The 23,274-nt window shown below is 66.3% G+C and carries 20 protein-coding genes; 9 read left to right on the forward strand and 11 right to left on the reverse strand.

The genetic code is table 11. The annotated features are described in order from the left end of the window. Positions 1-16 precede the first annotated feature (16 nt). The 8 genes from AC1DJT_RS07855 to AC1DJT_RS07890 form a co-directional block, all read right to left on the reverse strand. Positions 17-949, reverse strand: a complete 933-nt coding sequence (locus AC1DJT_RS07855; RefSeq protein ID WP_441489796.1) for an ABC transporter substrate-binding protein — start codon at positions 947-949, stop codon at positions 17-19. Between the two features lie 80 nt (positions 950-1,029). Then, the gene (locus AC1DJT_RS07860) at positions 1,030-1,968 is read right to left on the reverse strand and encodes an ABC transporter substrate-binding protein (RefSeq protein WP_476833855.1); all 939 of its coding nucleotides are present in this window, start codon (positions 1,966-1,968) and stop codon (positions 1,030-1,032) included. A gap of 88 nt (positions 1,969-2,056) precedes the next feature. Then, positions 2,057-3,859 carry an amino acid ABC transporter permease/ATP-binding protein gene (locus AC1DJT_RS07865; protein WP_476833856.1) on the reverse strand — a complete coding sequence of 601 codons (1,803 nt, stop codon included), beginning with the start codon at positions 3,857-3,859 and terminating at the stop codon, positions 2,057-2,059. Between the two features lie 60 nt (positions 3,860-3,919). Beyond that, positions 3,920-4,462, reverse strand: a complete 543-nt coding sequence (locus AC1DJT_RS07870; protein ID WP_441505900.1) for a GNAT family N-acetyltransferase — start codon at positions 4,460-4,462, stop codon at positions 3,920-3,922. 23 nt (positions 4,463-4,485) lie between these two features. Further along, entirely contained in the window at positions 4,486-5,679 is a 1,194-nt protein-coding gene (locus tag AC1DJT_RS07875) for a M20 aminoacylase family protein (RefSeq protein ID WP_476768142.1), read from the reverse strand. 14 nt (positions 5,680-5,693) lie between these two features. Next, positions 5,694-7,046, reverse strand: coding sequence for an LLM class flavin-dependent oxidoreductase (locus AC1DJT_RS07880; RefSeq protein ID WP_476768141.1), 1,353 nt, complete (start codon positions 7,044-7,046; stop codon positions 5,694-5,696). 26 nt (positions 7,047-7,072) lie between these two features. After that, entirely contained in the window at positions 7,073-8,077 is a 1,005-nt protein-coding gene (locus AC1DJT_RS07885) for an MsnO8 family LLM class oxidoreductase (RefSeq protein WP_476833857.1), read from the reverse strand. Between the two features lie 52 nt (positions 8,078-8,129). Then, positions 8,130-8,699: a flavin reductase family protein gene (locus AC1DJT_RS07890; protein ID WP_441489803.1), complete on the reverse strand. Its 570-nt coding sequence runs from the start codon at positions 8,697-8,699 to the stop codon at positions 8,130-8,132. 785 nt (positions 8,700-9,484) lie between these two features. Here AC1DJT_RS07890 and pehA point away from each other — a divergent pair. The 9 genes from pehA (at position 9,485) to AC1DJT_RS07935 (ending at position 20,630) form a co-directional block, all read left to right on the forward strand. Further along, entirely contained in the window at positions 9,485-11,089 is a 1,605-nt protein-coding gene (pehA, locus tag AC1DJT_RS07895; RefSeq protein ID WP_476768139.1) for a phosphoric/sulfuric ester hydrolase PehA, read from the forward strand. After that, on the forward strand, positions 11,056-12,693 hold the full coding sequence (locus AC1DJT_RS07900) for an ABC transporter substrate-binding protein (RefSeq protein ID WP_441505897.1): 1,638 nt from the start codon (positions 11,056-11,058) through the stop codon (positions 12,691-12,693). Before pehA ends, AC1DJT_RS07900 begins: the two co-directional genes overlap by 34 nt. A gap of 71 nt (positions 12,694-12,764) precedes the next feature. After that, on the forward strand, positions 12,765-14,402 hold the full coding sequence (locus AC1DJT_RS07905) for an ABC transporter substrate-binding protein (RefSeq protein WP_476833858.1): 1,638 nt from the start codon (positions 12,765-12,767) through the stop codon (positions 14,400-14,402). A 5-nt stretch (positions 14,403-14,407) separates the two neighbouring features. After that, positions 14,408-15,418: an ABC transporter ATP-binding protein gene (locus AC1DJT_RS07910; RefSeq protein ID WP_441506008.1), complete on the forward strand. Its 1,011-nt coding sequence runs from the start codon at positions 14,408-14,410 to the stop codon at positions 15,416-15,418. Beyond that, entirely contained in the window at positions 15,415-16,407 is a 993-nt protein-coding gene (locus tag AC1DJT_RS07915) for an ABC transporter ATP-binding protein (RefSeq protein ID WP_476768137.1), read from the forward strand. The genes AC1DJT_RS07910 and AC1DJT_RS07915 overlap by 4 nt, the downstream gene beginning before the upstream one ends. Beyond that, positions 16,407-17,342: an ABC transporter permease gene (locus AC1DJT_RS07920; protein WP_441505894.1), complete on the forward strand. Its 936-nt coding sequence runs from the start codon at positions 16,407-16,409 to the stop codon at positions 17,340-17,342. Before AC1DJT_RS07915 ends, AC1DJT_RS07920 begins: the two co-directional genes overlap by 1 nt. Continuing rightward, positions 17,338-18,219: an ABC transporter permease gene (locus tag AC1DJT_RS07925; RefSeq protein WP_476776344.1), complete on the forward strand. Its 882-nt coding sequence runs from the start codon at positions 17,338-17,340 to the stop codon at positions 18,217-18,219. The genes AC1DJT_RS07920 and AC1DJT_RS07925 overlap by 5 nt, the downstream gene beginning before the upstream one ends. 15 nt (positions 18,220-18,234) lie before the next feature. Further along, complete coding sequence (locus AC1DJT_RS07930; RefSeq protein ID WP_441505891.1) at positions 18,235-19,158, forward strand: sugar phosphate isomerase/epimerase family protein; 924 nt, start codon at positions 18,235-18,237, stop codon at positions 19,156-19,158. Further along, positions 19,155-20,630 (forward strand): alkaline phosphatase family protein, encoded by a 1,476-nt coding sequence (locus tag AC1DJT_RS07935; protein WP_476833859.1) that lies wholly within the window; start codon positions 19,155-19,157, stop codon positions 20,628-20,630. Before AC1DJT_RS07930 ends, AC1DJT_RS07935 begins: the two co-directional genes overlap by 4 nt. Before the next feature lie 211 nt (positions 20,631-20,841). On the opposite strand, the gene AC1DJT_RS07940 is transcribed toward AC1DJT_RS07935, so the two are convergent. The 3 genes from AC1DJT_RS07940 to AC1DJT_RS07950 all read right to left on the reverse strand — a co-directional run. Beyond that, positions 20,842-21,882, reverse strand: a complete 1,041-nt coding sequence (locus tag AC1DJT_RS07940) for a DUF6925 family protein (protein WP_476833860.1) — start codon at positions 21,880-21,882, stop codon at positions 20,842-20,844. A gap of 1 nt (position 21,883) precedes the next feature. Then, the gene (locus AC1DJT_RS07945) at positions 21,884-22,669 is read right to left on the reverse strand and encodes an ABC transporter ATP-binding protein (RefSeq protein WP_476768132.1); all 786 of its coding nucleotides are present in this window, start codon (positions 22,667-22,669) and stop codon (positions 21,884-21,886) included. Further along, on the reverse strand, positions 22,669-23,274 hold a 606-nt coding region (locus AC1DJT_RS07950), incomplete at its 5' end, for a FecCD family ABC transporter permease (protein ID WP_476833861.1). The genes AC1DJT_RS07945 and AC1DJT_RS07950, both read right to left, overlap by 1 nt.

Below are 23,274 nucleotides of genomic sequence, written 5' to 3' on the forward strand. Positions count from 1 at the left end.
ATTGGGGGCGTCGGCTTCAGGACTTGGGCAAGCCTGGCGGATTGGTCTCGGAGCGCTCCAGAGCCTCTTCCTCAAGTCCCCAGCGCGCGAGCGCCTGGCGGTACTTGTCGGTGGCGATCAGGCCATTGGTGGCGGCAGTCAGCGCGTCGACGAGACCGCTGCCTTTGCGCGTCGTAATCGCGACATCCGATTTGAGAGGCCAGCCGGCGCTGAGAGTGCCGGCTCGCCGGATGTTGCGGTCGCGTGCGGCGATGAAGACCAGTTGAGCATGCGGCTGGACGATGACGTCGGCGCGGCCGGCGAGCAGTGCGATCAGTTTGGTCGGCTCGTCGTCGTAATAGTGCAGGTCGAGTGGCTTGAGCCCGGCTGCGACATTCAACTTGCTCCATGCGAGCAGGATGCGCTCCTGGTTAGTGCCGGCGCCGACGATGATGCGCAGGCCTGCCGCGTCCTTGGGTTCCCTAATGGACGTCACCGGGCTCTCGGCCTTCACATAGAAGCCGTGCAGGCCTTGCCGATAGGTGGAGAAGTCGAATTTCTCCTTGCGCTGCTCGGTGACGCCGACATTCGAGATCACCGCATCGTATTTGCCCGAGGCCAGGCCGAGCGGCCAGTCGGCCCAGGCGATCGGCAGAAGATTGAGCTTCAGGCCGAGGCTGTCGGCGATGAGCTGGGCAAAGTCTGGATCGGCACCGACGACGGTCCTGGCGTCGGTCGCATAGGTGGCGAGCGGCGGGCCGCTCGGGCTTATCGCGACGGTGAGCGAGCCCGGCTCGACGAAGACAAAGCCCTTGGGGATGGCCTTGATTGCCTCGGGGTTCCGTTCGGCGCGAAGCCTGCCCGGCTGCTCCGGGCCGAGATCGAAGGGCTGCGCGAGGGCGGGGGCAGAATTCCAGTAGGTGGTCGCCGCCCCAAGCAGCAGCGAGAGAATGGCTCGTCGCCCGATCATGATCGTCCTTCCAGTTCCAGAATTGGCCGCTTCGCTAAAGGACGTCAGCGCCGCCGCTGTCGCGCGGCGGCGCAAGGGCCTCAGCTCTTGGGCAGGCCGGGCGGGTTGGTGGTGGATTTCTCGACCGCCTCTGGGCCGAGATTCCAGCGGGTCAGCGCCTTGCCGTAATTGCCGTTTGCGATCTGGGTGTTGAGGGCATGGGTGATCGCTTCCGCCAGCCCGTTCCCCTTGCGGGTCGTCACCGCGATCTCGGCCAGCAGCGGCCAGCCGCCGCTGAAATTGCCCGCGAGTCTGGTCTTGCCTTCGCGGGCGGCCTTGAAGCTGAGCAGGGCGTTGGGGCCGAGATAGACGTCGGCCCGGCCTGTCTCGAGTGCGAGATAGAGCACGACGTCGTCGTCGTAATACTGCACCTCGACCGGTTTCAGGCCTTGTTTGAGGTTCTGCTCGTTCCAGCGCAGCAGGATTTGCTCCTGGTTGGTGCCGGAACCGACGATGACCTTGAGTCCGGCAACATCCTTGGGCTCCGTGATGGTGATCGGGTTGCTGGCTTTGACGTAGAAGCCGAGCAGGTCCTTGCGATAGGTGGAGAAGTCGAACTTCTCCTTGCGCTGTTCGGTGACGGTCACATTGCTGATTGCGGCGTCGTATTTGCCGGAGGCGACACCAAGCGGCCAGTCGGCCCAGGCGACKCTGACGATCTCGAGCTTCCGGCCAAGACTGTCGGCGACGAGCTGGGCGATGTCGGGCTCGGAGCCGACCAGCGTCCTTGTGTCGGTGCCATAGGCGCCGAAGGGAAGGCGCTGCGAGGCGATGGCGACGGTGAAGACGCCATCCCTGGCGAATTTGGCGTCCTTGGCGACCAGCTTGAGTGCCTCCTCGTTCCTCTCCGCACGGGGGCGGCCGGGTTGTTCCGGGCTGAGATCGAAGACCTGCTGGGCTATGGCAGGGACGGTGAGGAAGGCGGCTGCTGCGGCGAGCGCGCCGAAGCCGAGCGAAAGGGATCTGGTCCTTGCGGCCATGCTGAAAACTCCATGCGAGGGATCGGGACAGGCTCGGATCATCGGGGGAAGCGCAGGTCCCGCTGCGCTCGCCGGTTCTGGCCAGGCGCTAGAGAACCTTGGCGAGGAACTCGCGGGTCCGCGGGTGGTCGGGAGCCCCAAAAACCTTCTCGGGCGAGCCGGTTTCGAGAATGCGGCCCTGCTCCATGAAGACGACCCGGTCGGCGACCTCCCGGGCGAAKCCGATCTCATGCGTGACCACGATCAGCGTGGTGCCGGAGCTGGCGAGTTCCTTGATGACGTCGAGCACCTCGCCGACCAGTTCTGGATCGAGCGCCGAGGTCGGCTCGTCGAAGAGCAGGACCTTCGGCCGAAGTGCGAGGGCGCGGGCAATAGCCACGCGCTGCTGCTGACCGCCGGAAAGCTGGCGCGGATAGGCTTCGGCCTTCTCGGAGAGGCCGACGCGGGCCAGCAGTTCGCGCGCCTGGGCGACAGCCTCGTCACGGCCGATGTTCCGCACCGTGATCGGTGCCTCGATGACGTTCTCGAGCGCGGTCAGATGCGGGAAGAGGTTGAAGTTCTGGAACACCATGCCGACATCGACGCGGCGCTTCAGGATATCCTTTTCCTTGAGCTCATAGAGCGTGTCGCCATCCTGGCGGTAACCGATCAGCTCGCCGTCGATCGAGACGAAGCCATCATCGACGCGCTCGAGATGGTTGATCGCACGCAGGAGGGTCGACTTGCCCGAGCCGGACTGGCCGAGGATGACGGTGACGCTGCCGCGCGGGATGGTCAGGCTGACATCGTCCAGCACCTTGAGCGGGCCAAAACTCTTGCTGACGGCCTGGATGCGAACCTCGCCGCCGCTGCGGGCGAATGAGGCCCAACTCACCGGCGTGCCCGCTTCTCGCAGAAGGAGCGGGGCCGATGTCGCGACCGGCACCTGCGCCACGGCCGGGCTTGCCGAGCGACGCAGTTTTGCAAGGGCATTGCCGATCAGGGAGGGCGGCGGATTGCGCAGCGCGCCCTTCGAGTAATAGCGCTCGATATGATGCTGGATGAAGGAGAGGACGCTGAGGATAACCAGATACCAGACGGTMGCGACMATCAGCAGCGGGATCACCTCCAGATTGCGGCGATAGATGATCTGGATCGTGTAGAACAGCTCCGGCAGCGCCAGGATGTAGACCATCGAGGTGCCCTTGGCCAAACCGATGATCTCGTTGAAGCCGGTCGGCAGGATGGTGCGCATCGCCTGCGGCAGGATGATGCGCGAGGCCTGGCGTGAGCGCGGCAGGCCGAGTGCGGCTGCGGCTTCCAACTGACCCTGATCGACGGAGAGAATTCCGCCGCGAATGATCTCGGAGCAGAAGGCCGCCTKGTTGAGCGCCAGCCCGAGCACCGCTGCCGCGAATGGCGTAAGCAACTGGGTGGTCTGGTAGCTGAAGAAGGAAATCTCGGTGAACGGTACGCCGAGCGTGATCGTCTCGTAGAGATAGCCCAGATTGTTCAGCACCAGCAGCAGCACGATGAGCGGGATCGAGCGGAAGAGCCAGACATAACCCCAGGAGAGCGAGCCCAGCAGGGGCGAACCGGAGACCCGCGCCAGCGCCAGCGCCGTGCCGAGCAGGAAGCCAAAAGTGGCGCCGAGCAAGGTCAGCAGCAGGGTGCGTCCGAGGCCGGCCAGGACCGGCTCGGCAAAGAACCATTCGGCGAAAACGTCCCAGCCCCAACGTGGGTTCGAGAGGACCGAGTTCAGGATCGCGAAGATCACGATCACCGAGAAGACGGTTCCGACGGTCCGCGCCGGGTATTTCGCCGGCACGATACGATAATGCGCGTTGTCGCTCTTTCGCGCGGGTTGCGGCGGCGGCGCATCAAGCGCGCGAAAATCAGTGGTCAGGGTCATGTCAGGTCTCGTCGGGAGTCTGGGGGCGGTCTGACCCGCGCTCTGTCGGCTTGGAGGCGCTCAGGCCGCGCTGGCGGCACCCGGCCGTTCGCTGGCCGACGCATGCGGCAGATGCCCGGCGAGCGGGCCGAGCTCCTTTTCAAAGGGGAGCTTAAGATGGACCTCGGGATCGACCGTGATGTCGAAGAGTGGGCGATAGCCGGTCTGCAGGTAGAGTTCCTTGGCTTCGGGCTGCCGGAAGCCGGTCGTCAGGTAGATCCTGCTGTAGCCCTGGCGCTGGGCCTGCGCTTCAAGTTCCTCGACCACCTTGCGGGCCAAGCCCTGGCGACGGAAATCGGCGTGGGTCCAGATCCGCTTCAGCTCGGCCGTGTGCCGGTCGTGGCGCATGAAGGCCCCGCCGCCGATCGTGCGCCCATCGCGAACGAGCAGGACGAAATTGCCATCCGGCGGCGCAAACAGCTCGGCCGGATAGCGGCTCATCTCGGCACCAGGCGGCTCTCCGAAAATGCTGCCATAACGGGTCGCGTATTCCCAGGTCAGCGCTTCGATCAGGGGCTGCGAGCGCGCGTCGAGCGGCGTGGTGTAAATGAAGCTGTCGGCCATGATGGGCTGCCTTTCCGGCGGGTTCAGGAGAGGTAGGCCTGCGCCAGCGCGACCCAGTAGGTCGCCGCGGGCGCCAGGGTGGCGTCGTTGAAGTCGTAGTGAGGGCTGTGCAGGGGTGCGCTGTCGCCGTTGCCGACGAAGAGGTAGCTGCCGGGGCGAGCCTCCGAGATGAAGGCGAAATCCTCGCTGGCAGTGCGTGGCCTGAAATTCCGTTCGATCCGTTCTTCGCCGAAGGCCGCCACCGCAACCTCGCGTGCGAAGGCGGTTTCCGCATCGTGGTTGACCAGCGCGGGGAAGCCGAGCCGGTAGCGGACCTCGGCCCTTGCACCAAAACTCTCGGCCTGGGCACGCACCAGCGCCGGAATGCGCTGCTGCAACTGCTCGCGGACCGTGCTGCTGAAGGAGCGGATCGTCAGCCTGAGCTCGACGCTGTCGGGGATGACATTCGAGGCGGTGCCGCCATGGATCGAGCCGACTGTGACGACGGCGGCCTCCAGCGGGTCGATGTTGCGGGAGACCACGCTCTGCAGCGTCGTGATCACCGCGGCGGCGGCAACGACCGGGTCGACCGTCTCATGGGGAGCGGCTCCGTGTCCCCCCTTGCCGAGCACAGTGATATGGGCCTGATCGACCGAGGCCATCGCCGGACCGGCAATGAAGCCGAATTGTCCGGCCGGAACGCCCGGCCAATTGTGCAGGCCGAAGACGGCGTCGCAGGGGAAACGCTCGAACAGCCCCTCCTCGATGAGCTTGCGGGCGCCGGCGCCGATCTCCTCGGCGGGCTGGAAGATCAGGGTCAGTGTGCCTGAGAAGCGCCCGCTTTCTGCGAGATAGCGCGCTGCCGCAAGCAGGATCGCCGTATGCCCGTCATGGCCGCAGGCATGCATCGCGCCGGCATGGATGCTGGCATGGGCCAGGCCCGTTGCTTCCTGGATCGGCAGAGCATCCATATCGGCACGGATGCCCAGTCGACGCTCGCCGTTGCCGCGCCGGAGCGTCGCCACGATGCCGGTGCCGGCGAGCCCTGTCGTGTCCTCGTAGCCCCATCCGGCGAGGTGCTCCGCGACGAGTGCGCTGGTCCGCTTTTCCGCGAAGGCGAGCTCGGGGTGGCGATGAAGATCGCGGCGCAATGCGATGAACGCGTCGGCGAAGGCTGCGAGGCCTCGGGCCGCGTCTTCGCGCTCTTGCTGGCCGATGCCGGGTGTGTGAAAGGTCATGTCCTTGCCCCGGCTCAGCCGGCCGAGCGCGCCAGCGCGGCCTGCTGTGGCGCAGGTTCGCCAACATGGCGGCTTTCCCGGCGCGGCAGACCGAGATGGTCGCGTAGCGTGGTGCCGGGCAGGCTGCGGTCATAGACGCCGCGCTCTTCGAGCACCGGGATGACGAGTCGGGCGAAGTCGTCGAAACCCTCGGCAATCACGGGAAAGCCCAGGATGAAGCCATCTGCCGCCTGCTGTTCGACGCGGTCGATGATCCGTTCGGCGACGGCCCCGGCGGTGCCGATGAAATCGGTCCGCGGTGTGGTGGCTTCGAGAGCGACCTCGCGCAGGCTCAGGCCCTTCAGGGCCGCATTGCGCTTGATGCGGTCCGTGGTCGAGCGGAAGCTGTTCTTGCCGATCTCGCCCAGCTCGGGGAATGGCTGATCGAGCGGGTAGGTGCTGAAATCGTGATGGTCGAAGAAGCGGCCAAGATAGAGCAGGGCCTCGTCGATCGAGACGAGGTCGCGGATGGCGCGGTATTTCTCCTCGGCTTCCCGCTCGGTCGCTCCCACGATCGGGCCGATGCCCGGGAAGACCTTGATGTCGCTCGCGCTGCGGCCATGGGCGATGGCGCTGTTCTTGATGCTGCGATAGAAGCCCTGGGCCTCCTCGAGTGCGACATTGTTGCTGAAGACGGCATCCGCGTGCTTGCCGGCAAGCCCGATCCCAGCGTCGGAGGCGCCTGCCTGGAAGACGACCGGCTGCCCTTGCGCGGAGCGGGAAATGTTCAGCGGCCCCTCGACCTGGAAGAAGCGGCCCTTGTGCCCCAGCGTGTGGAGCTTGGCCTTGTCGAAGAAGACGCCGTTCTCGCGGTCCCGCGGGAAGGCATCGTCGTCCCAGGAATCCCAAAGGCCCTTGATGACATCGAGATATTCGGTGGCGATCTCATAGCGGAGGGCATGCTCCGGATGCGGCCGGCTATAGTTGCGGCCCGAGCCTTCGAGCGGCGAGGTCACCGCATTCCAGCCGGCGCGCCCGCCCGAGATCAGATCAAGCGAGGCGAACTGGCGCGCGATGGTGAAGGGATCGCTGTAGGAGGTCGAGACGGTGCCGACGAGGCCGAGCTTGCTGGTCGAAGCAGCCAGCGCCGACAGGATCGTCAGCGGCTCGAAGCGGTTCAGGAAATGCGGGATCGACTTGTCGTTGATGTAGAGCCCGTCGGCGACAAAGGCGAAGGCGATGCCGGCACTCTCCGCCTTGCGCGCGGTGCGGACGAAGAAGTCGAAATTGACGCTGGCATCGGTAGGGCTGCTGGGATGGCGCCAGGAGTTCATATGGCTGCCCGGGCCCTGCAGCATGATGCCGAAAGTGATGGGTTTCTTGCTCATGGAACGTGCTCCGGTGGAGAAAGTGGTCAGGCCGCGGCCGTCAGGACTTCGTCGGCGAGCAGCGCGATCGACGCGAGCCGCTGCTGCCGGGCGGCTGCCGGCGTATCGAGGATKAATTCAGCGATGCCGAAGCGCCGGTGCAGCGCATCGAGCTCGCGCCGGACCCGGCCCGGCGTGCCGGCGACGATGCTCGGGCGGCGCAACTCCGTGCGGTAGGAGGTCACGCCCGCTTGCCGGGCGTATTCCGCGGCCTGCGCTTCGCTGCMGACATTGAGAGCCTGACCATCGTCGAGGTAGAGACGCACGATCTGCAGCCCGTCCGCGATCCGTTCGGCTTCCACGTTGCTCTCGGCGGCCAGCGCGGTCACCGCGAGGAGCGGCGTGCCAGGGCCTCCTGCATTGGCGAAGGCCTCGATGCTTGCCTCGATCGCTGCGTGATCGCCATTGAGCTGACCGGCAAAGACGAACTGCCAGCCCTGTTCGGCGGCAAGTCGCGCGCTTTCCGGGCTGCCGCCGAGCAGGAAGCGCTGCGGCACCTCGGGCGGGATTGGCGCTACAAGGGGCCGGTCGAGGGCCTGGCCAGCGTCCGTTCCGTGATCGAGATAGGCGCCGAGTTGGCGCAACTGCGTGCCGAACTCGCGCCGGACGGCGGGATCATGTCCCCATTGCAGCGCGCGCGTCGCCAGTGGCAGTCCGCCCGGCGCCTTGCCGATGCCGAGATCGACCCGGCCCGGTGCGAGTGAGGCGAGGACGTGGAAGTTCTCCGCCACCTTGTAGGGGCTGTAATGCTGGAGAAGGACGCCGCCCGACCCGACCCGAATGCGCGAGGTGCTGGCCAGGATATAGGCCGCCAGCACTTCCGGAGAGGAACTGGCGACGCCCGCCATGCCATGATGCTCGGCGAGCCAGAAACGGTGATAGCCCCAGCACTCCGCATTCTGAGCAAGTGCGACCGAGCGGGCGAGGGCGATGCTGCCGGTCTCGTCGTCGAAGACGGGGCTCTTTTCGAGCAGGCTGAGGCGATAGGTCATTGGAGCGGCCTTCGTGGATGCAGGTCTGCGTGCGGGTTTGGGGCGGGTGGAATCAGAGCGCCCGCAGGCCGAGCGCCGCCGCGGCCTCGTCCGCCATCCAGCCGAGGCGCTCGTAGTCGCCGCGCCAGTAGACGAGGGCCGCTTCGTCGGCGCCGAATCTGACGGCCCGCACGCGGCCGATGACGATGCTGTGGGAATGGCGCTCGATCAGTTCCTCGACTTCGCAGTCGAGGGAGGCGAGCGTGCCCACCAGGAGTGGGGCGCCGGTTGCGGCGGTGGTCCATTCGGCGTGCCGGAAGCGCTCGACGCCCTTCTCGCCGTTCCGTCCGGCGAAGCGATCCGCGATCTGCTTCTGCGCCGCATTCAGGAAGTTGATGCCGAAGGTGCGATACCGCTGCAGGGTCGGATAGCTCGACGATGTGCGGTTGAGTCCGAACATGACGGTCGGAGGCTCGGCCGAGAGCGAGGCGACCGAGGTCGCCGTGAGGCCGGTCCGATCCTCGCCTGCGCCGGTCGTGATGACACTGACCCCGCCAGCGAGGTGGCGGAAAGCGGCACGGAATGCTGCTGCTTCGTCGCGAATCGTGGGCGAAGCTGTTGGCAAGCGCGTGACGATGCTCATGGGGAATCCTTCAAGCCATGCGGGCGGGTTTGGACGCAGCGATCTCGCAACGGCTGTCGATCAAGCCGTGCGTTCGCCGACCGAGCCGGCCAGCGGCCGAGCCGAAAAGAGGGGTGGTGGGACGTTCCGAGCGGGCCAGAACACTGTCTGACCCAAATCCGAGGCGTCGACGGTGTTCGGCATGGCTCCGCCCCGGCCGAGCTGAGCGGCGTTACCCACGCGGGATCAGGAGGAGCGGGGCGCGGTGCCGTTCAGGCCCGGCACGCAGGAGTGTTCAACATCGATGCGCCCGATCAGACGCAGTTTTATGAATATAAAGTGGAATTCTCTTCGATGTTGATTCAGTCATGAACGTGTCTCCAGCAATCGGGAGCCCACGAATGCATTCGTGGTGCTTTTAGCTTTGGTGACGCGGTGCAAGCTGCTCCAGCAAATCCCGCGATCGACACCGTCGATACTATGATCATTCTGCATCAGGTTGCTTCGGTCAATGAAACGTCTTTTCAAAGATCGCTCTCGAACCGGGATAAACGCCTCTGGACGGCGAGGTGCTCGAAAGGCTTTGCCTCATGCGCTGGACGTACGTGACCTGCTGGGCATCCCGCCTTCGTCAGCGCGCAACTCCGACATTGCTGGCGCACCGGCAGCGCGCTGGGCAGAGACGCAAGGTCACCATTCCAGCTTGGCGAACACTCGCAAGATGGCTGCCCTGGCTTTCATCCAACAGTCATCCCGGCGTCATCCAGGCGACCTAGGCAGGCGGCCTCACAGCTGGATTGCCGAGAATGAAACGCCAGAATGTTCTCCTGATCGTCGTCGACCAATGGCGCGCCGATTTCATACCGCATCTGATGCGGGCCGAGGGGCGCGATCCCTTCCTGAAGACGCCGAATCTCGATCGCCTTTGCGCGGAGGGCGTGACCTTCCGCAACCATGTCACGGCCTGCGTGCCTTGCGGTCCGGCCCGGGCCAGCCTGCTCACCGGCCTCTACCTGATGAACCACCGCGCCGTGCAGAACACGGTGCCGCTCGACCAGCGCCATTTCAATCTCGGCAAGGCGCTGCGCGCCATCGGCTATGATCCTGCGCTGATCGGCTACACCACGACGACGCCCGACCCGCGTGCGACCTCGAAGAACGACCCGCGCTTCCTCGTGCTCGGCGACCTGATGGACGGTTTCCGTTCGGTCGGCGCCTTCGAGCCCAATATGGACGGCTATTTCGGCTGGGTGGCGCAGAACGGCTTCGAACTGCCGGAAAAGCGCGAGGATATCTGGCTGCCGGAGGGCGAGGACTCGGTGCCGGGCGCGACCGACAAGCCGTCGCGCATCCCCAAGGAATTCTCCGACTCGACCTTCTTCACCGAACGCGCGCTGACCTATCTGAAGGGGCGCGCCGGCCGGCCGTTCTTCCTGCATCTCGGCTATTATCGTCCGCATCCGCCCTTCGTTGCGCCGGCGCCCTATCACGCGATGTACCGCCCGGAGGATATGCCCGGGTTGGTGCGGGCGGAATCACCGGAAGCCGAGGCGGCTCAGCATCCGCTGACCAAGTTCTACATCGACTCGATCAAGCGCGGCTCCTTCTTCCACGGCGCAGAAGGCTCGGGCGCGACCTTGGACGAGGCTGAAATCCGCCAGATGCGGGCGACCTATTGCGGCCTGATCACCGAGATCGACGACTGCCTCGGCCGGGTTTTCGCCTATCTCGACGAGACCGGGCAGTGGGACGACACGTTGATCGTCTTCACCAGCGATCATGGCGAGCAGCTCGGCGACCACCACCTGCTCGGCAAGATCGGCTTCAACGACGAGAGCTTCCGCATTCCGTTGGTGGTGAAGGACCCGCGCGGAGCGGATGAGCGTCGCGGTGCGATCGACGCCTCCTTCACCGAGAGTGTCGACGTGATGCCGACCATTCTCGACTGGCTCGGCGGCGAGGCGCCGCGCGCCTGCGACGGGCGCTCGGTGATGCCGTTCCTCAGCGAGGGACGGCCGGCGGATTGGCGCAGCGAGCTGCACTACGAATACGATTTCCGCGACGTGCACTACTCCCAGCCGGAGCAGGTGCTGGGCCTCCACATGGATCAGTCCAGCCTCTGCGTGATCCAGGACGAGCACTACAAATACGTCCATTTCGCCGCGCTGCCGCCGCTCTTCTTCGACCTCGCCAAGGATCCGCACCAGTTCGTCAATCTGGCCGAGGACCCGGCCTATGCCGCCCTGGTGCGCGACTATGCCCAGAAGGCGCTGTCCTGGCGGCTGATCCATGCCGACCGGACCCTGACCCATTTCCGCTCCGGCCCGCGCGGGCTCGAGGAGCGCGATCCCAACGCCACCCCCTCAGGAGATGAACAATGGTCGGTTCCTTCACGCGTCGCGGCGCAATAGCGCTCGGCGGCTCGGCCCTCATTCTGCCGCGCTTTGCGATCGCGCAGGCCGATAACCGGCCCTCGATCACCATCGCAGTGCAGAAGATCGCCAATTCCAACACGCTCGACGTGCTGCGCGAGCAGTCCAATGTCGGTGAGCGTGTCTTCTTCTCGTCGATCTGGGAGGGGCTGATCGGCCGCAACTGGCTCGGCAATCTCGAGACGGTTCCCGGTCTTGCCACCGAGTGGAAGCGCATCGACGACAAGACCGTCGAGCTCAAGCTGCGCCGCGGCGTGAAGTTCCATAACGGCGATGAGCTGACGGCGGAGGACGTCGCGTTCTCCTTCAGCAAACAGCGCATGTTCGGCGACACGCAGCCGTCGCAAGGCAAGACGATCTCGGTCGACTTCGTCGTGGGTGGTGGCCGCGCCAACAAGGAACTGCCGGCGGAAGTGCCGGCGGTGGCGCGCCGCTCCTGGCCGGCTCTGCTCGGCATCGAGATCGTCGACAAATACACGGTGCGCTTCGTCAACGGCACGCCCGACGTGACGATGGAGGGCCGCATCTCGCGCTATGGCAGCGAGATCATGAATCGTCGCGCCTTCGAGGAGGCGAAGACCTATAGCGACTGGGCGACCAGGCCGGTCACGACAGGCCCCTACCGGATCGCCGAGTATCGCCCGGACGTCTCGCTGTTGCTCGAGGCCCATGACGAGTACTGGGGTGGCCGCCCGCCGCTGAAGTCGATCCGTTTTGTCGAGGTGCCGGAGACGGCGTCCCGCATCAACGGGCTGCTCTCCGGCCAGTACCAGTTCGCCTGCGATATCCCGCCGGACCAGATCTCGCAGATCGAGAAGAATCCCGCCTTCGAGGTACAGGGCGGGACCATCCTCAATCACCGCCTGACGGTGTTCGACAAGAACCATGCGCAGCTGCAAAATCCGCTGGTTCGCCGCGCCATGACACATTCGATCGACCGGCAGGCGATCGTCGAATCGCTTTGGGCCGGCCGTACCGTCGTGCCGAAGGGGCTGCAATGGCCCTATTATGGCGAGATGTACCACGCCGATTGGGCGGTGCCGGCCTTCGATCTGAAGCTGGCGCGCGAGCTGGTCAAGCAGTCCGGCTACAAGGGCGATCCGATCCCCTATCGGCTGCTCAACAACTACTACACCAACCAGACTGCCACGGCGCAGGTCCTGGTCGAGATGTGGAAAGAGGCGGGGCTCAACGTCGAAATCCAGGTCAAGGAGAACTGGCAGCAGATTCTCGAGCGCACGCCGACCCGGGCGGTACGCGACTGGTCGAATTCGGCGCCCTTCAACGATCCCGTCTCCTCGATCGTCGCCCAGCACGGTCCAAACGGCCAGCAGCAGCAGGCCGGCGAATGGCGCAATGACGAGATGAACACGCTCTCGGTCGAACTCGAAACCTCGACCGACCGCGCCCGCCGCAAGGCTGCGTTCCGGCGCATGCTGGAAATCGCGGAGCGCGAGGACCCGGCCTATACGGTGCTGCACCAGAACGCGACCTTCACGGCCAAGCCCAAGGCACTGGCMTGGAAGGCCTCGCCGGCCTTCGCCATGGATTTCCGCGCCGAGAACTGGGGCGGCCGGAGCTGAACGCAGTCTTATCGCGGCGCGCCCCGAAAGGGCGCGCCGTTTTCTGTTTCCGATGACTTCTGGAGGGTTCCTTGACCCATCTGACACGCCGCCATGCGCTTGGCCTCGGCGCGGCCTCGACCGGTGCCCTGATCCTGCCGCGCTTCGCGATCGCGCAGGCCGATAACCGGCCCTCGATCACCATCGCGGTCCAGAAGATCGCCAATTCCAACACGTTGGAAACGCTGCGCGAGCAGTCCAATGTCGGCACTCGCACCTTCTACAGCTATGCCGAGAGCCTGATCGATACCGCCTGGGCCGGCGACCTGTCGCTCCGGCCGGGCCTCGCCACGGCCTGGCGCCGCATCGACGACCGCACCGTCGAGCTGACGCTACGCCAGGGCGTGACGTTTCATAATGGCGAGACCATGACTGCCGAGGACGTCGCCTTCTCCTTCGGCTCCGAACGGATGTGGGGCGGAGCGGGGCAGGCGGGCTCGGCCGGGCTATTCGGTTCGGTGACTGCCGGCGCCGCCGGCAAGCAGCCGCCCGCCGAGGTGGTGGCKGTGGCGAGGCGAGCCTTCCCGGGCTTCGAGAAAATCGAGATCGTCGATCCGCAGACCGTTCGCTTCGTCAACAAGACACCCGACGTGACGCTCGAAGGCMGTATCTCGCGCAATGTCGGCATCATCGTCTCGCGCAAGGCCTTTGCCGAGGCTGGAAGCTGGCTCGACTGGGCGCGCAAGCCCGTCGGCACAGGGCCCTATGGGATCGCCGAGTTCAAGCCGGACCAGTCGCTGACGCTCGTCGCGCATGACGCCTACTGGGGCGGCCGGCCGCCGCTTAGGCAGATCCGGTTTGTCGAGGTGCCGGAGACGGCGTCCCGCATCAACGGTCTGCGTTCGGGCGAGTATGACTTTGCCTGCGATATCCCGCCTGACCAGATCAGCGAGATCGAGAAGAACCCGCGTCATGAGGTGCTCGGCGGCCTGATCGCCAATCACCGCCTGACGACCTTCGACAAGACGCACCCGCAGCTCGAGAACCCGCTGGTGCGTCGGGCCATGACCCATGCCATCGACCGCCAGACCATCGTCGATGCGCTCTGGGGCGGGCGCACCCGCGTGCCCAAGGGCCTGCAATGGGAGTTCTACGGCGACATGTTCATCGCCGATTGGGCGGTCCCGGCCTTCGATCCCAAACTCGCCCGCGAACTGGTGAAGCAGTCGGGCTACAAGGGCGACACGATTCCTTACCGGCTGCTCAACAATTACTATACCGGCCAGGTTTCAACGGCGCAGGTGCTGATCGAGAGCTGGCGCGAGATCGGCCTGAACGTCGAAATCGAAAGCAAGGAGAACTTCCCGCAGGTTCTGGCAAAGGGGCCGACGCGGGCGGTACGCGACTGGTCGAACAGCGCCGCCTTCAACGATCCTGTCGCCTCGATCACCGCCCAGCACGGCCCGACCGGCCAGCAATGGCAGATTGGCGAATGGCGCAACGACGAGATGGGCAAGCTGTCCGACGAGCTTGAAACTTCGACCGACCGTGCCAGGCGCAAGGCGATGTTCCGCCGCATCCTGGAAATCTGCGAGCGTGAGGACCCCGCCTATACCGTGCTGCACCAGACAGCGAATTTCACGGCGAAGCGCCGGGATATCCAGTGGAAGGCGGCACAGGCCTTCGTCATGGATTTCAGGGCGCGCAATTGGGGCGGGATCCGCTCGTGAGCACGATGTTGGACAGGTTCGGCAGCGTCGCTGACCCGCTGGTCGAGATCAATGGACTGACGGTCGCCTTCGACGGCGTGAAGGTGTTGCACGGCATCGATCTCTCGGTCGCACGCGGCGAGGCGGTCGGCCTGGTCGGCGAGTCCGGCTGCGGCAAATCGGTGACCTGGCTGGCAGCCCTCGGCCTGCTGCCGAAGAAGGCGAGCGTCTCCGGCAATGTCAGGCTGGGCAGCACGGAACTGATCGACGCCGAACCGGACGTGCTGGACACGGTGCGTGGTGGGCGCATTGCCATGATCTTCCAGGATCCGGCGAGCGCGCTCAACCCGGTCCTTCGCCTCGGCAAGCAGGTGGGCGAGGCCCTGGCGCTGCATGGCGGCCTCTCGGGTGCGGCGATCAGGGCGGAGGCGAAACGCCTGTTCGATCTCGTCGGGATTCCAGACGCGGCGCGCCGCCTCGACGCGTTCCCGCATGAGCTCTCGGGTGGCCAGAACCAGCGCGTAATGATCGCCATGGCGCTCGCCGGCAAACCCGACCTGCTCGTGGCCGACGAACCGACCACGGCGCTCGATGCCACCATCCAGGCGCAGATCCTCGAGCTGTTGACCAAGATCCGGCGCGAGACCGACATGGCGCTCGTGCTGATCAGCCATGATCTCGGCGTGATATCGCAGACCTGCGACCGGGTCTGCGTGATGTATGCCGGGCGGATCATCGAGACCGCCGAGGCTCAGTCGCTGTTCGACGAGCCGCTGCATCCCTACACGCAGGGCTTGATCGCGGCGCTGCCGCCGCTGGAAGGCGTGCGCCGCAGGCTCGACCCGATCGAGGGCAATGTGCCCGAGCCTTGGAACCTGCCACCCGGCTGCGCCTTCGCGCCACGTTGCCCACGGCGGGGCGAGGCCTGCGACGCAGGCGTGCCACCGCTGGCCTGGAAGGCGCCGGGACGCTTTGCGGCCTGCATCAAGGCGCTTCAAGCGGAACCTGTCCGTCCGCGGAAGCCGGTCTACGCATGAGCGCTCCCTTGCTTCAGACGAGAAATGTCGCGCGCTGCTACGGCATGCGCGAAGGCCTGCTGGGCCGATCTATCGAGGTGCGCGCCGTCGACGGCGTCTCGCTGACGGTCGAGCGTGGCCGGACGCTTGGCCTCGTCGGTGAATCCGGCTCCGGCAAATCGACCACGGGCCGGCTCGCGCTCGGGCTCGAGAAGCCCGACGCGGGGGATGTTCTGTTCAACGGCGCTCCGATGCCGGCCACGGACACCTTGGCCTGGCGCCAGATGCGCGCGCGCATGCAGATGATCTACCAGGACCCGCTGGGCGCGCTCGACCGGCGTCTCCAGATCGTCGAACAGGTGCGCGAGCCCTTCGACGTGCATGGGCTCGGCGAGCCGAAGGAGCGTGAGGCGCTGGCCTTCGCGTTGCTGCAATCGGTCGGCCTGCGCGCCGACCAGGGCCGGCGCTACCCGCATGAACTCTCCGGAGGGCAGCGCCAGCGCGCTGTCATCGCCCGCGCGCTTGCCACCAAGCCGGACCTCCTGGTCTGCGACGAGCCGGTCTCGGCGCTCGACGTCTCCATCCAGGCCCAGGTGATCAATCTCCTGGTCGATATCCAGCAGGAACTCGGCCTCGGTCTGCTCTTCATCAGTCACGATCTCAAAGTGGTCAGGCAGGTCAGCCATCGCGTCGCGGTGATGTATCTCGGCCGGATCGTCGAAGAGGGCGAGGCCGATCTGCTGCTCTCCAATCCGGCACATCCCTATACCGAGGCCCTGGTCTCGGCCGCGCCGGTGCCCGGCCGCCGCACGCGCCCCCGAATCGTGCTGCAGGGCGACCCGCCGAATCCTGCGGCGCGCCCCTCGGGATGCGCCTTCCACCCACGCTGCCATGCGGCGCGCGAGCGCTGCAAGGTCGAGAGCCCGTTGCTGAAGCCGATGCCGGACGGCCGGCTTGCTGCCTGCCATGTCGCGCATGACCAGGCCAACTTCCTGAAGGCGGCGAGCTGATGCTGCGTTTCTTCTTTCTGCGTCTCGGGCGCGCGGCGCTGACCGTTGCCCTCGTCGTTACTTTCGCCTTTGTCGTGCTCAGGCTTTCGGGCGATCCGGCGCTGATCATCATGAGCGTGGATGCGCCGCCCGAGGCCATTGCCGCCTTCCGCAAGGCCTGGGGCCTCGATGATCCGATCTGGCTGCAGTATCTGCGCTATTTCTCGGCGATCGGGCAGGGTGAGCTTGGCCAATCGATGCGCGATGGCCGGCCGGCTCTCGAACTCGTCGCCGAGCGCATTCCGGCCACGCTGGCGCTGACCCTGCCGGCGCTTGCGCTCAAGCTCGGCATCGGCATCCCCGCCGGCATCTATGCCTCCCTGCATCGCGACAGCCTGATCGACCGCATCGTCATGGTCACGGCGGTCGCGGGCTTCACGGTGCCGAGCTTCGTGCTCGGCCTGGTTCTGGTGCTGATCTTCTCGGTCCAGCTCGGATGGCTGCCCTCCGGCGGCCAGGAGAGCTGGCGCCACGCCATCCTGCCGGTGTTGACGCTCGGCATTGGCGGCGCCGCAGTGCTTGCCCGCTTCACCCGCAGCGCCATGCTCGAGGTGCTCGGCCAGTCCTATATCCGCACGGCCAGCGCCAAGGGCGTGCCGTGGCCTGCCGTAGTGCGCGGCCACGCGCTGCCCAACGCCGCAGTCCCGACCGTCACCATCGTCGGCTTCATGGTCGGCAGCCTGATCGCCGGCGCAGTGGTGGTCGAGAGCGTGTTCTCATGGCCGGGCGTCGGGCGGCTGCTGGTGGTGTCGGTCGCCAACCGCGATCTTGCCATCGTGCAGTGCATCCTCCTGCTGGTCGCGATCACCATGGTCAGCGCCAATCTGATCGTCGATCTGCTCTACGGTGTGCTCGATCCACGCCTGCGCAGCGGCGCCAAGGCGGGAGGGCATTGAGATGGCCGATATCACAGCCACCGGCGCCACCCCTACCTCCGTCGACAAGACTGCCCCGCAACCGAAGAACCGCATCCCGCTGCTGGTCTGGTTCGGGCTGATCTGGATCGGCTTCATCCTGATCGTGGCGCTGACGGCGGACTGGATCACGCCCTATCGTTTCACGGCCTACGATCTGCGCAATCGGCTTTCGCCGCCCGGCCATGTGCTGCACTGGCTCGGCACGGACGAACTCGGCCGCGACGTGCTCTCGCGCCTGATCATTTCGATCCGCATCTCGCTGCTGGTCGCCTTCGGGGCGACCGTGATCTCGGCGGTGTTCGGCACGGTGATGGGCTTTCTCGCCGCGCATTTCCGCGGCTGGGTCGAGCAGTTCGTGCTGATGCTGGCCGATTTCCAGGCGGCGATGCCCTTCCTGATCCTTGCGTTGTCGGTGCTTGCCTTTTTCGGCAATGCGCTGCCGCTCTTCATCGGGCTGATGGGGCTCTACGGCTGGGAGCGCTATGCCCGCATCTCGCGCGGCCTGGCGATCTCGGCAGGGGCGCAGGGCTATGCCGGGGCTGTGCGCCAGATCGGGGCAAGCCCGGCACGCGTCTACCTGCGCCATATCCTGCCGAATATCGCCTCGACGCTGATCGTCTCGATGACGCTGACCTTTCCTGAAGTCATCCTGCTCGAGAGCGGGCTCTCCTTCCTAGGGCTCGGCGTGCAGCCTCCGATGACCAGCCTCGGCAATATGGTCGGCTATGGTCGCGAATATCTGACCCGTGCCCCCTGGATCATGCTCGCGCCAGCCTGCACCATCGTGCTGACGACGCTGGCGGTGAGTCTCGTCGGCGACTGGCTGCGCGACCGGCTCGATCCGACCCTGCGCTGATCCTGGAGAGACAACATGCATCCCAATGGCGTCCGCGGTTTCGGCATCACGGCTCCGCGCCCCAAGAGCGACCTCTCCGATTTCGCGGCGATCCTCGACAAGGTCGAGACGCTCGGGGTCGAGTCCACGGAATTGCCGATCTTCGACATGGACCTGATCATCGGGGGGCGCATCCGCCGTCCGCATCTCGATCTGCTCAAGCGAGCCTGTGCCGGGCGCAAGCTCGCCTATTCCGCGCATGGTCCGCTGGCGATCAATTTCTTCGATGATCCGGCCCGCCTGCCGCGCCATTTCGAGGTGCTGAAAGCCTCGCTGGAGATCGCGGCCGAGGTCGGCGCCGTGCATTACGTCATGCATTCCGGGGTCATGCCGGCCCAGCCCGGCGAGGTGGTCGAGGCTGCCTATGACCGCCAGCGCGAATGGCTGTCGAGGGCCGGGGATGTGGCGCGCGAGCTCGAGCTCCTGCTTTGCGTCGAGACCATGTTCGGTGGCCACCACGGCAGGATGCACGCCTCGATGCCGTCGCGGCTCGCCGAGGAACTCGTCGAGATCGGCCACTCCCATGTCTGGGCGACGCTCGATTTCAGCCATTCCTACCTGCGCACGGGCTATTTCGGCGGCGACTATCTCAGCGAGATCAAGGCGCTTGCCCCTCTCGCCAAGCATCTGCATGTGCACGATTCCTTCGGCCGGGCTGATGCGATCGAGACCTACAGCCTGAGCGAGAAGCTTGCCTTCGGACACGGCGACCTGCATCTGCCGGTCGGCTGGGGCGACATTCCCTGGCAGGAGCTCATGGAGGCCTGTGTCTTCCCGGACGGTGTCCTCTTCAACATCGAGCTCAATCCGCGTTTCTGGTACGCCGCCGATGAGTGCGTGGCTGCAACACGGGCGCTTGCGATGCAGGCGCTGACCAGCGGCCTGAGGAAGAGCGCATGAGCAAACCCGCCAAGGCTGCAGCCGCCCGCGTCGTCATCGGCGTCTTCGATGGCCTGCGCCCGGACTTCATCACGCCCGAGCTGATGCCGAACCTGGCGCGTTTCACAGGGCAGGGCACCTGGTTCCGCGAGGCGCGCAGCGTCTTTCCGTCGATGACGCGCGTGGCCACCACGTCGATCGCAACGGGTGCGCCGCCAAGGGTGCACGGCGTCGTCGGCAACGCCTTCCTGTTCCCTGAGGTGACCCGCGAGCACGCGMTCGACATGAGCCGCGCCGACGATATCGCACTGGCGGAGGCTGCGACCGGTGGAGGCCTGGTCGAGGCCGAGAGCTTCGGCGATGTGCTGGCGAAGGCCGGCAAACGGCTCGCCGTGGTCCATACCGGTTCGGCCGGCTCTGCCTATCTGATCAATCCGCGTGCCAGGGCCAACGGCCACTGGACCTTCTCGATCCTCGGGCGCGAGCACAGCCAGACGCCGGACGCGGTGGACGAAGTCGTCGCGCGCTTCGGGGCGCTGCCGCCGCGCAGCCTGCCCCGCTTCGAGGAAATCGATTACGCGGAACGGGTGCTGCGCGAGCATGTGCTGGCCGAGATGAAGCCCGACGTCGCGCTGATCTGGTTCAATGAGCCCGACACCTCCTTCCATTACCGCTTTCTCGGCTCGCCCGAGACGCTTGCGGTACTCAGACATGTCGATGCCGCCTTCGGCAGGCTGCTTGAATGGATCGAGGGGCAGCCCGATGCCGAGCGCTATGCCGTCGTCGCGGCCTCGGATCACGGCCAGATCTCGACCAAGGGCGAGCTCGCTCTCTCCGAGTTGCTGCGTGGGCAAGGCCATGCCGGTCGCCGTGCCGCCGAGCGCACGCTGGCCGGCGCCTGCTTCTCGATGACGGGCGGCAATATGGGGGAAATCCGCATCCTCGAGGGAGGAGCGGCCCGGCGCGACGCGATTGCCGCCTGGCTCCGGGAGCAGGACTTCCTGGGCATGCTCTTCGCGAAGGCCCGCAACGAGGTCGAGGGCGAGGTCGAGGGAAGTTTTGCGCTCTCGCTGGTCGATCTCRATCACGCGCGCCAGCCCGATCTCATCTATGTCCTGCGCTCCGGCGACGAGCCCGACAGCTATGGCAATCCCGGGCTCGGGCTCCTGACCAAGTTCGATGTGCCGGTTGGCGGCGGCATGCATGGCGGGCTCAACCGGCACGAACTCAACACCGCCCTGGCCGTCCGCGGTGGCGGCTTTGAGTCCGGGACGAAGGATGACCGCGCCTGCGGCATCATCGATATCGGCCCCACCGTGCTCGGCCTGCTCGGCCTTTCACCGGCTCAGACGATGCTGGGCCGGAATCTGGCGCAGCCGGCGACGGAGCAGCGGACCCGTTCGTTCGAGACCGGCACCGGCGGGTTCCGTCAGCGCCTCGAACGCGTCGACCGCGAGGGATCGCGCATCATCCTCTCCGGCGCGCGAGGCTGACCTCGGGGGCGGGAGCACGTTCCGCTCCTGTCCGAAGCGCATCGAAGCGAGGCGCCCGGCCCCTTCGACATGCTTGCCGTCGTGCCGGTCATCCCAGCCACCGGGATGAGCGGGCAGCTAGAGTTCGCGCTCCGTCTCACTCTCCTCCCGCACCGGAGCGACCAGGAGATTGGGGCCGAGGGGGCGCCCGGCTGAGGGATGCTTCGGCCCCTCAGTTCGCATGGCCATAGGCATCGGCGGCGTCGTCCGCGCCAGGATCATCCGCCCCAGCATCATCCACACGCCGCTCATCATGAGCGGAGATCCAGGCGGAGAGCCCGGGCAGGCGCTCGCCGGACGCCGCGAGTTGGCGCAATGTCGCCCGCACGGCGTGACGCGCAAACCGATCCTGTGGGGCGGGAACGGTGGAGGGGGCGGCTCCTGCGGCAATGGCCGCGAGCACGCTCTCCTTCAACCGGACCAGTTCGACATCGCCATAGCGCATCAGCAGGTCCTGGAACTGCTTCTGGGCCGTCGCATAGAACGGTGTCGGCCGGCCCATCGCATCCTTGACCGGATGCGCCGGCACGAGATGAGCACAGGGCACGAGGCCTGCCGGTACGAGCTCGGTGGCGGCATGCGTCCGGCCGGAGCGCATCAGCTTGGGCAGGACATGGGTATGCGGCCCCTCGGGGCTCTTGCCGTCTGCCGGGGGGATTGGCTGGTAGACTTCACAACGGCCGAAACGGGTGATGAAGACGCGATGCGGCCCGGCTGCGACGATGGCGGCCATGGTGGTGTTGCCGGCCTCGAAAAGCGGGCGGCCGCATGCGGCGCGCAAGGCTGCGATCAGCCCCGGGGTGCTGGTTCGGATGCAGATGTCGACCTGCAGGGTATCGAGGCCCATGTCGAAGAGAAGGCCCTCGCGATCCTGCTCGCGCAGCGCGTCGCCGTCGGGGCCGAGCTCGGTCAGAACCGTGCGCCGGCTCATCGCGCAGGCGGTCTCGGGCAGGCAGAGCGCGAGGCGGTGGCTCCAGCCCTGGCCGGTCGCGGATTCCGATGCGAAGGGCGTCACGCCGGTCAGATTGCGAAAGCCAATGCCGCCGCGCGCAGTCGTGGCCGCAAGGAGATGAGTCTTATCAGCCAGCTGAACGGGTTCGTTCGAATCGCGCATGAACTCGGCGATGGCGCCAAAGGTGCCGAGATTCCATTGCGAGGCTGGATCGGCGAGATGAGCGCGCAGGAGCGCACGAATGTCGTCAGGGGCTGTCATGTCACGACTGTTCCGATGTAAGGCGCCGCCAAGGCAGCAGGTAGGGTGCGCCGGCTTCCGAACCGCGGGCCGCGGTAATGCCGAAGACGGCAGCAAGGTTGGCGTCGTTGAGGACGATTCCGGGCGAGCCATCGGCAATGAGCCTGCCGCGATCGAGCAGGATCAGGCGATCGCAGAAACGCGCGGCCAGCGTCAGATCATGCAGGATGACCGCTACCCCGGTGCCGCCGGCAGCCGTCCGGTGCAGAAGCTCCATGACCTCGAGCTGGTGTAGCGGGTCGAGCGCCGCGAGAGGTTCGTCGGCGAGCAGGATCGGCGCCTCGACGGCGAGCGCACGCGCCAGCAGCACGCGCATGCGCTCGCCGCCCGAGAGCGTCTCGACTGTCCTGTCGGCGAACGCCGTGGCGTCGGCCGCTGCGATGGCGCGCGTGATTGCGGCGCGATCGGCCTCGTTCTCGCCGGCAAAGGGCTGGCGATGCGGCAGCCGCCCAAGCCCAACGAGGGCCTCCGCGCGCATCGACCAGTGTACCGCGCCGCCCTGCGCAAGGAAGGCGATGCGCCGCGCCAATTCCTTGCGCCCGAGCGACTTGGCGGTCAGCCCGTCGTAGCGCACCTGGCCGGAATCGGGCGTGACCAGGTCGGAGAGCACGCGCAGCAAGGTCGTCTTGCCAGCACCGTTGGGGCCGATCAGCCCGACCATTTCCCCCGCCGAGAGCGCGACATCGATGTCGCGCAGGATCGGCTTCCCACCGAGCGTGAGCGATAGTCCTGAGGCTTCGATCTTCATCAGACCTCCCGCCGCAGGCGATGGATCAGGTGGAACAGGAATGGCGCGCCGATCAGCGCCGTCACTACACCGAGCTTCAGCTCGGGGCGGATGGGGGCGAGGCGCAGAGCGGTATCGGCTGCGAGCGTCAGGATCGCTCCGCCAAAGCCGCTGACGAGCAGCAGCCGGCCCGGTCGGTTGCCGACCAGCGGGCGCAGCAGATGCGGCACGACGAGGCCGACGAAGCCGATCGCGCCGGTGACCGCCACCGCGCTGCCGACGGCGAGTGCAGCTCCGCCGATTAGTCGGGCGCGCAGCCAGGTCAGGTCGAAGCCGAGACTCTTGGCCGTGTCCTCGCCCAGGGTGAGAGCGTCGAGGGCAGGTGCGGTCGAAAGCAGCAGCAGCCAGCCGAGGAGCATTGGCGGCAGCACGAGCCAGACATGGAGCAGGCTGCGATCCGCGAGCGAGCCCATCAGCCAGAATACGATTTCCAGCGCGGCGTAGGGATTTGGCGCGAGGTTGAGCGCAAGCGCGGTCATCGCACCGGCGAAGCTGTTGATCGCAACGCCCGCGAGGATCAACGTCATCGTTCCGGCGCCGCGCCCCAGGAAGGCATAGAGCAGAAG

The sequence above is a fragment of the Allobosea sp. 05T422_2 genome (assembly GCF_056396265.1).

Bases quoted from the DNA above. Each gene is read 5' to 3' on its own strand.
- AC1DJT_RS07870 (WP_441505900.1), bottom strand. From the start codon at position 4,462: ATGGCCGACAGCTTCATTTACACCACGCCGCTCGACGCGCGCTCGCAG.
- AC1DJT_RS07875 (WP_476768142.1), bottom strand. From the start codon at position 5,679: ATGACCTTTCACACACCCGGCATCGGCCAGCAAGAGCGCGAAGACGCG.
- AC1DJT_RS07945 (WP_476768132.1), bottom strand. From the start codon at position 22,669: ATGAAGATCGAAGCCTCAGGACTATCGCTCACGCTCGGTGGGAAGCCG.
- AC1DJT_RS07880 (WP_476768141.1), bottom strand. From the start codon at position 7,046: ATGAGCAAGAAACCCATCACTTTCGGCATCATGCTGCAGGGCCCGGGC.
- AC1DJT_RS07855 (WP_441489796.1), bottom strand. From the start codon at position 949: ATGATCGGGCGACGAGCCATTCTCTCGCTGCTGCTTGGGGCGGCGACC.
- AC1DJT_RS07890 (WP_441489803.1), bottom strand. From the start codon at position 8,699: ATGAGCATCGTCACGCGCTTGCCAACAGCTTCGCCCACGATTCGCGAC.
- AC1DJT_RS07915 (WP_476768137.1), top strand. From the start codon at position 15,415: ATGAGCGCTCCCTTGCTTCAGACGAGAAATGTCGCGCGCTGCTACGGC.
- AC1DJT_RS07920 (WP_441505894.1), top strand. From the start codon at position 16,407: ATGCTGCGTTTCTTCTTTCTGCGTCTCGGGCGCGCGGCGCTGACCGTT.
- pehA (WP_476768139.1), top strand. From the start codon at position 9,485: ATGAAACGCCAGAATGTTCTCCTGATCGTCGTCGACCAATGGCGCGCC.
- AC1DJT_RS07910 (WP_441506008.1), top strand. From the start codon at position 14,408: ATGTTGGACAGGTTCGGCAGCGTCGCTGACCCGCTGGTCGAGATCAAT.
- AC1DJT_RS07940 (WP_476833860.1), bottom strand. From the start codon at position 21,882: ATGACAGCCCCTGACGACATTCGTGCGCTCCTGCGCGCTCATCTCGCC.
- AC1DJT_RS07930 (WP_441505891.1), top strand. From the start codon at position 18,235: ATGCATCCCAATGGCGTCCGCGGTTTCGGCATCACGGCTCCGCGCCCC.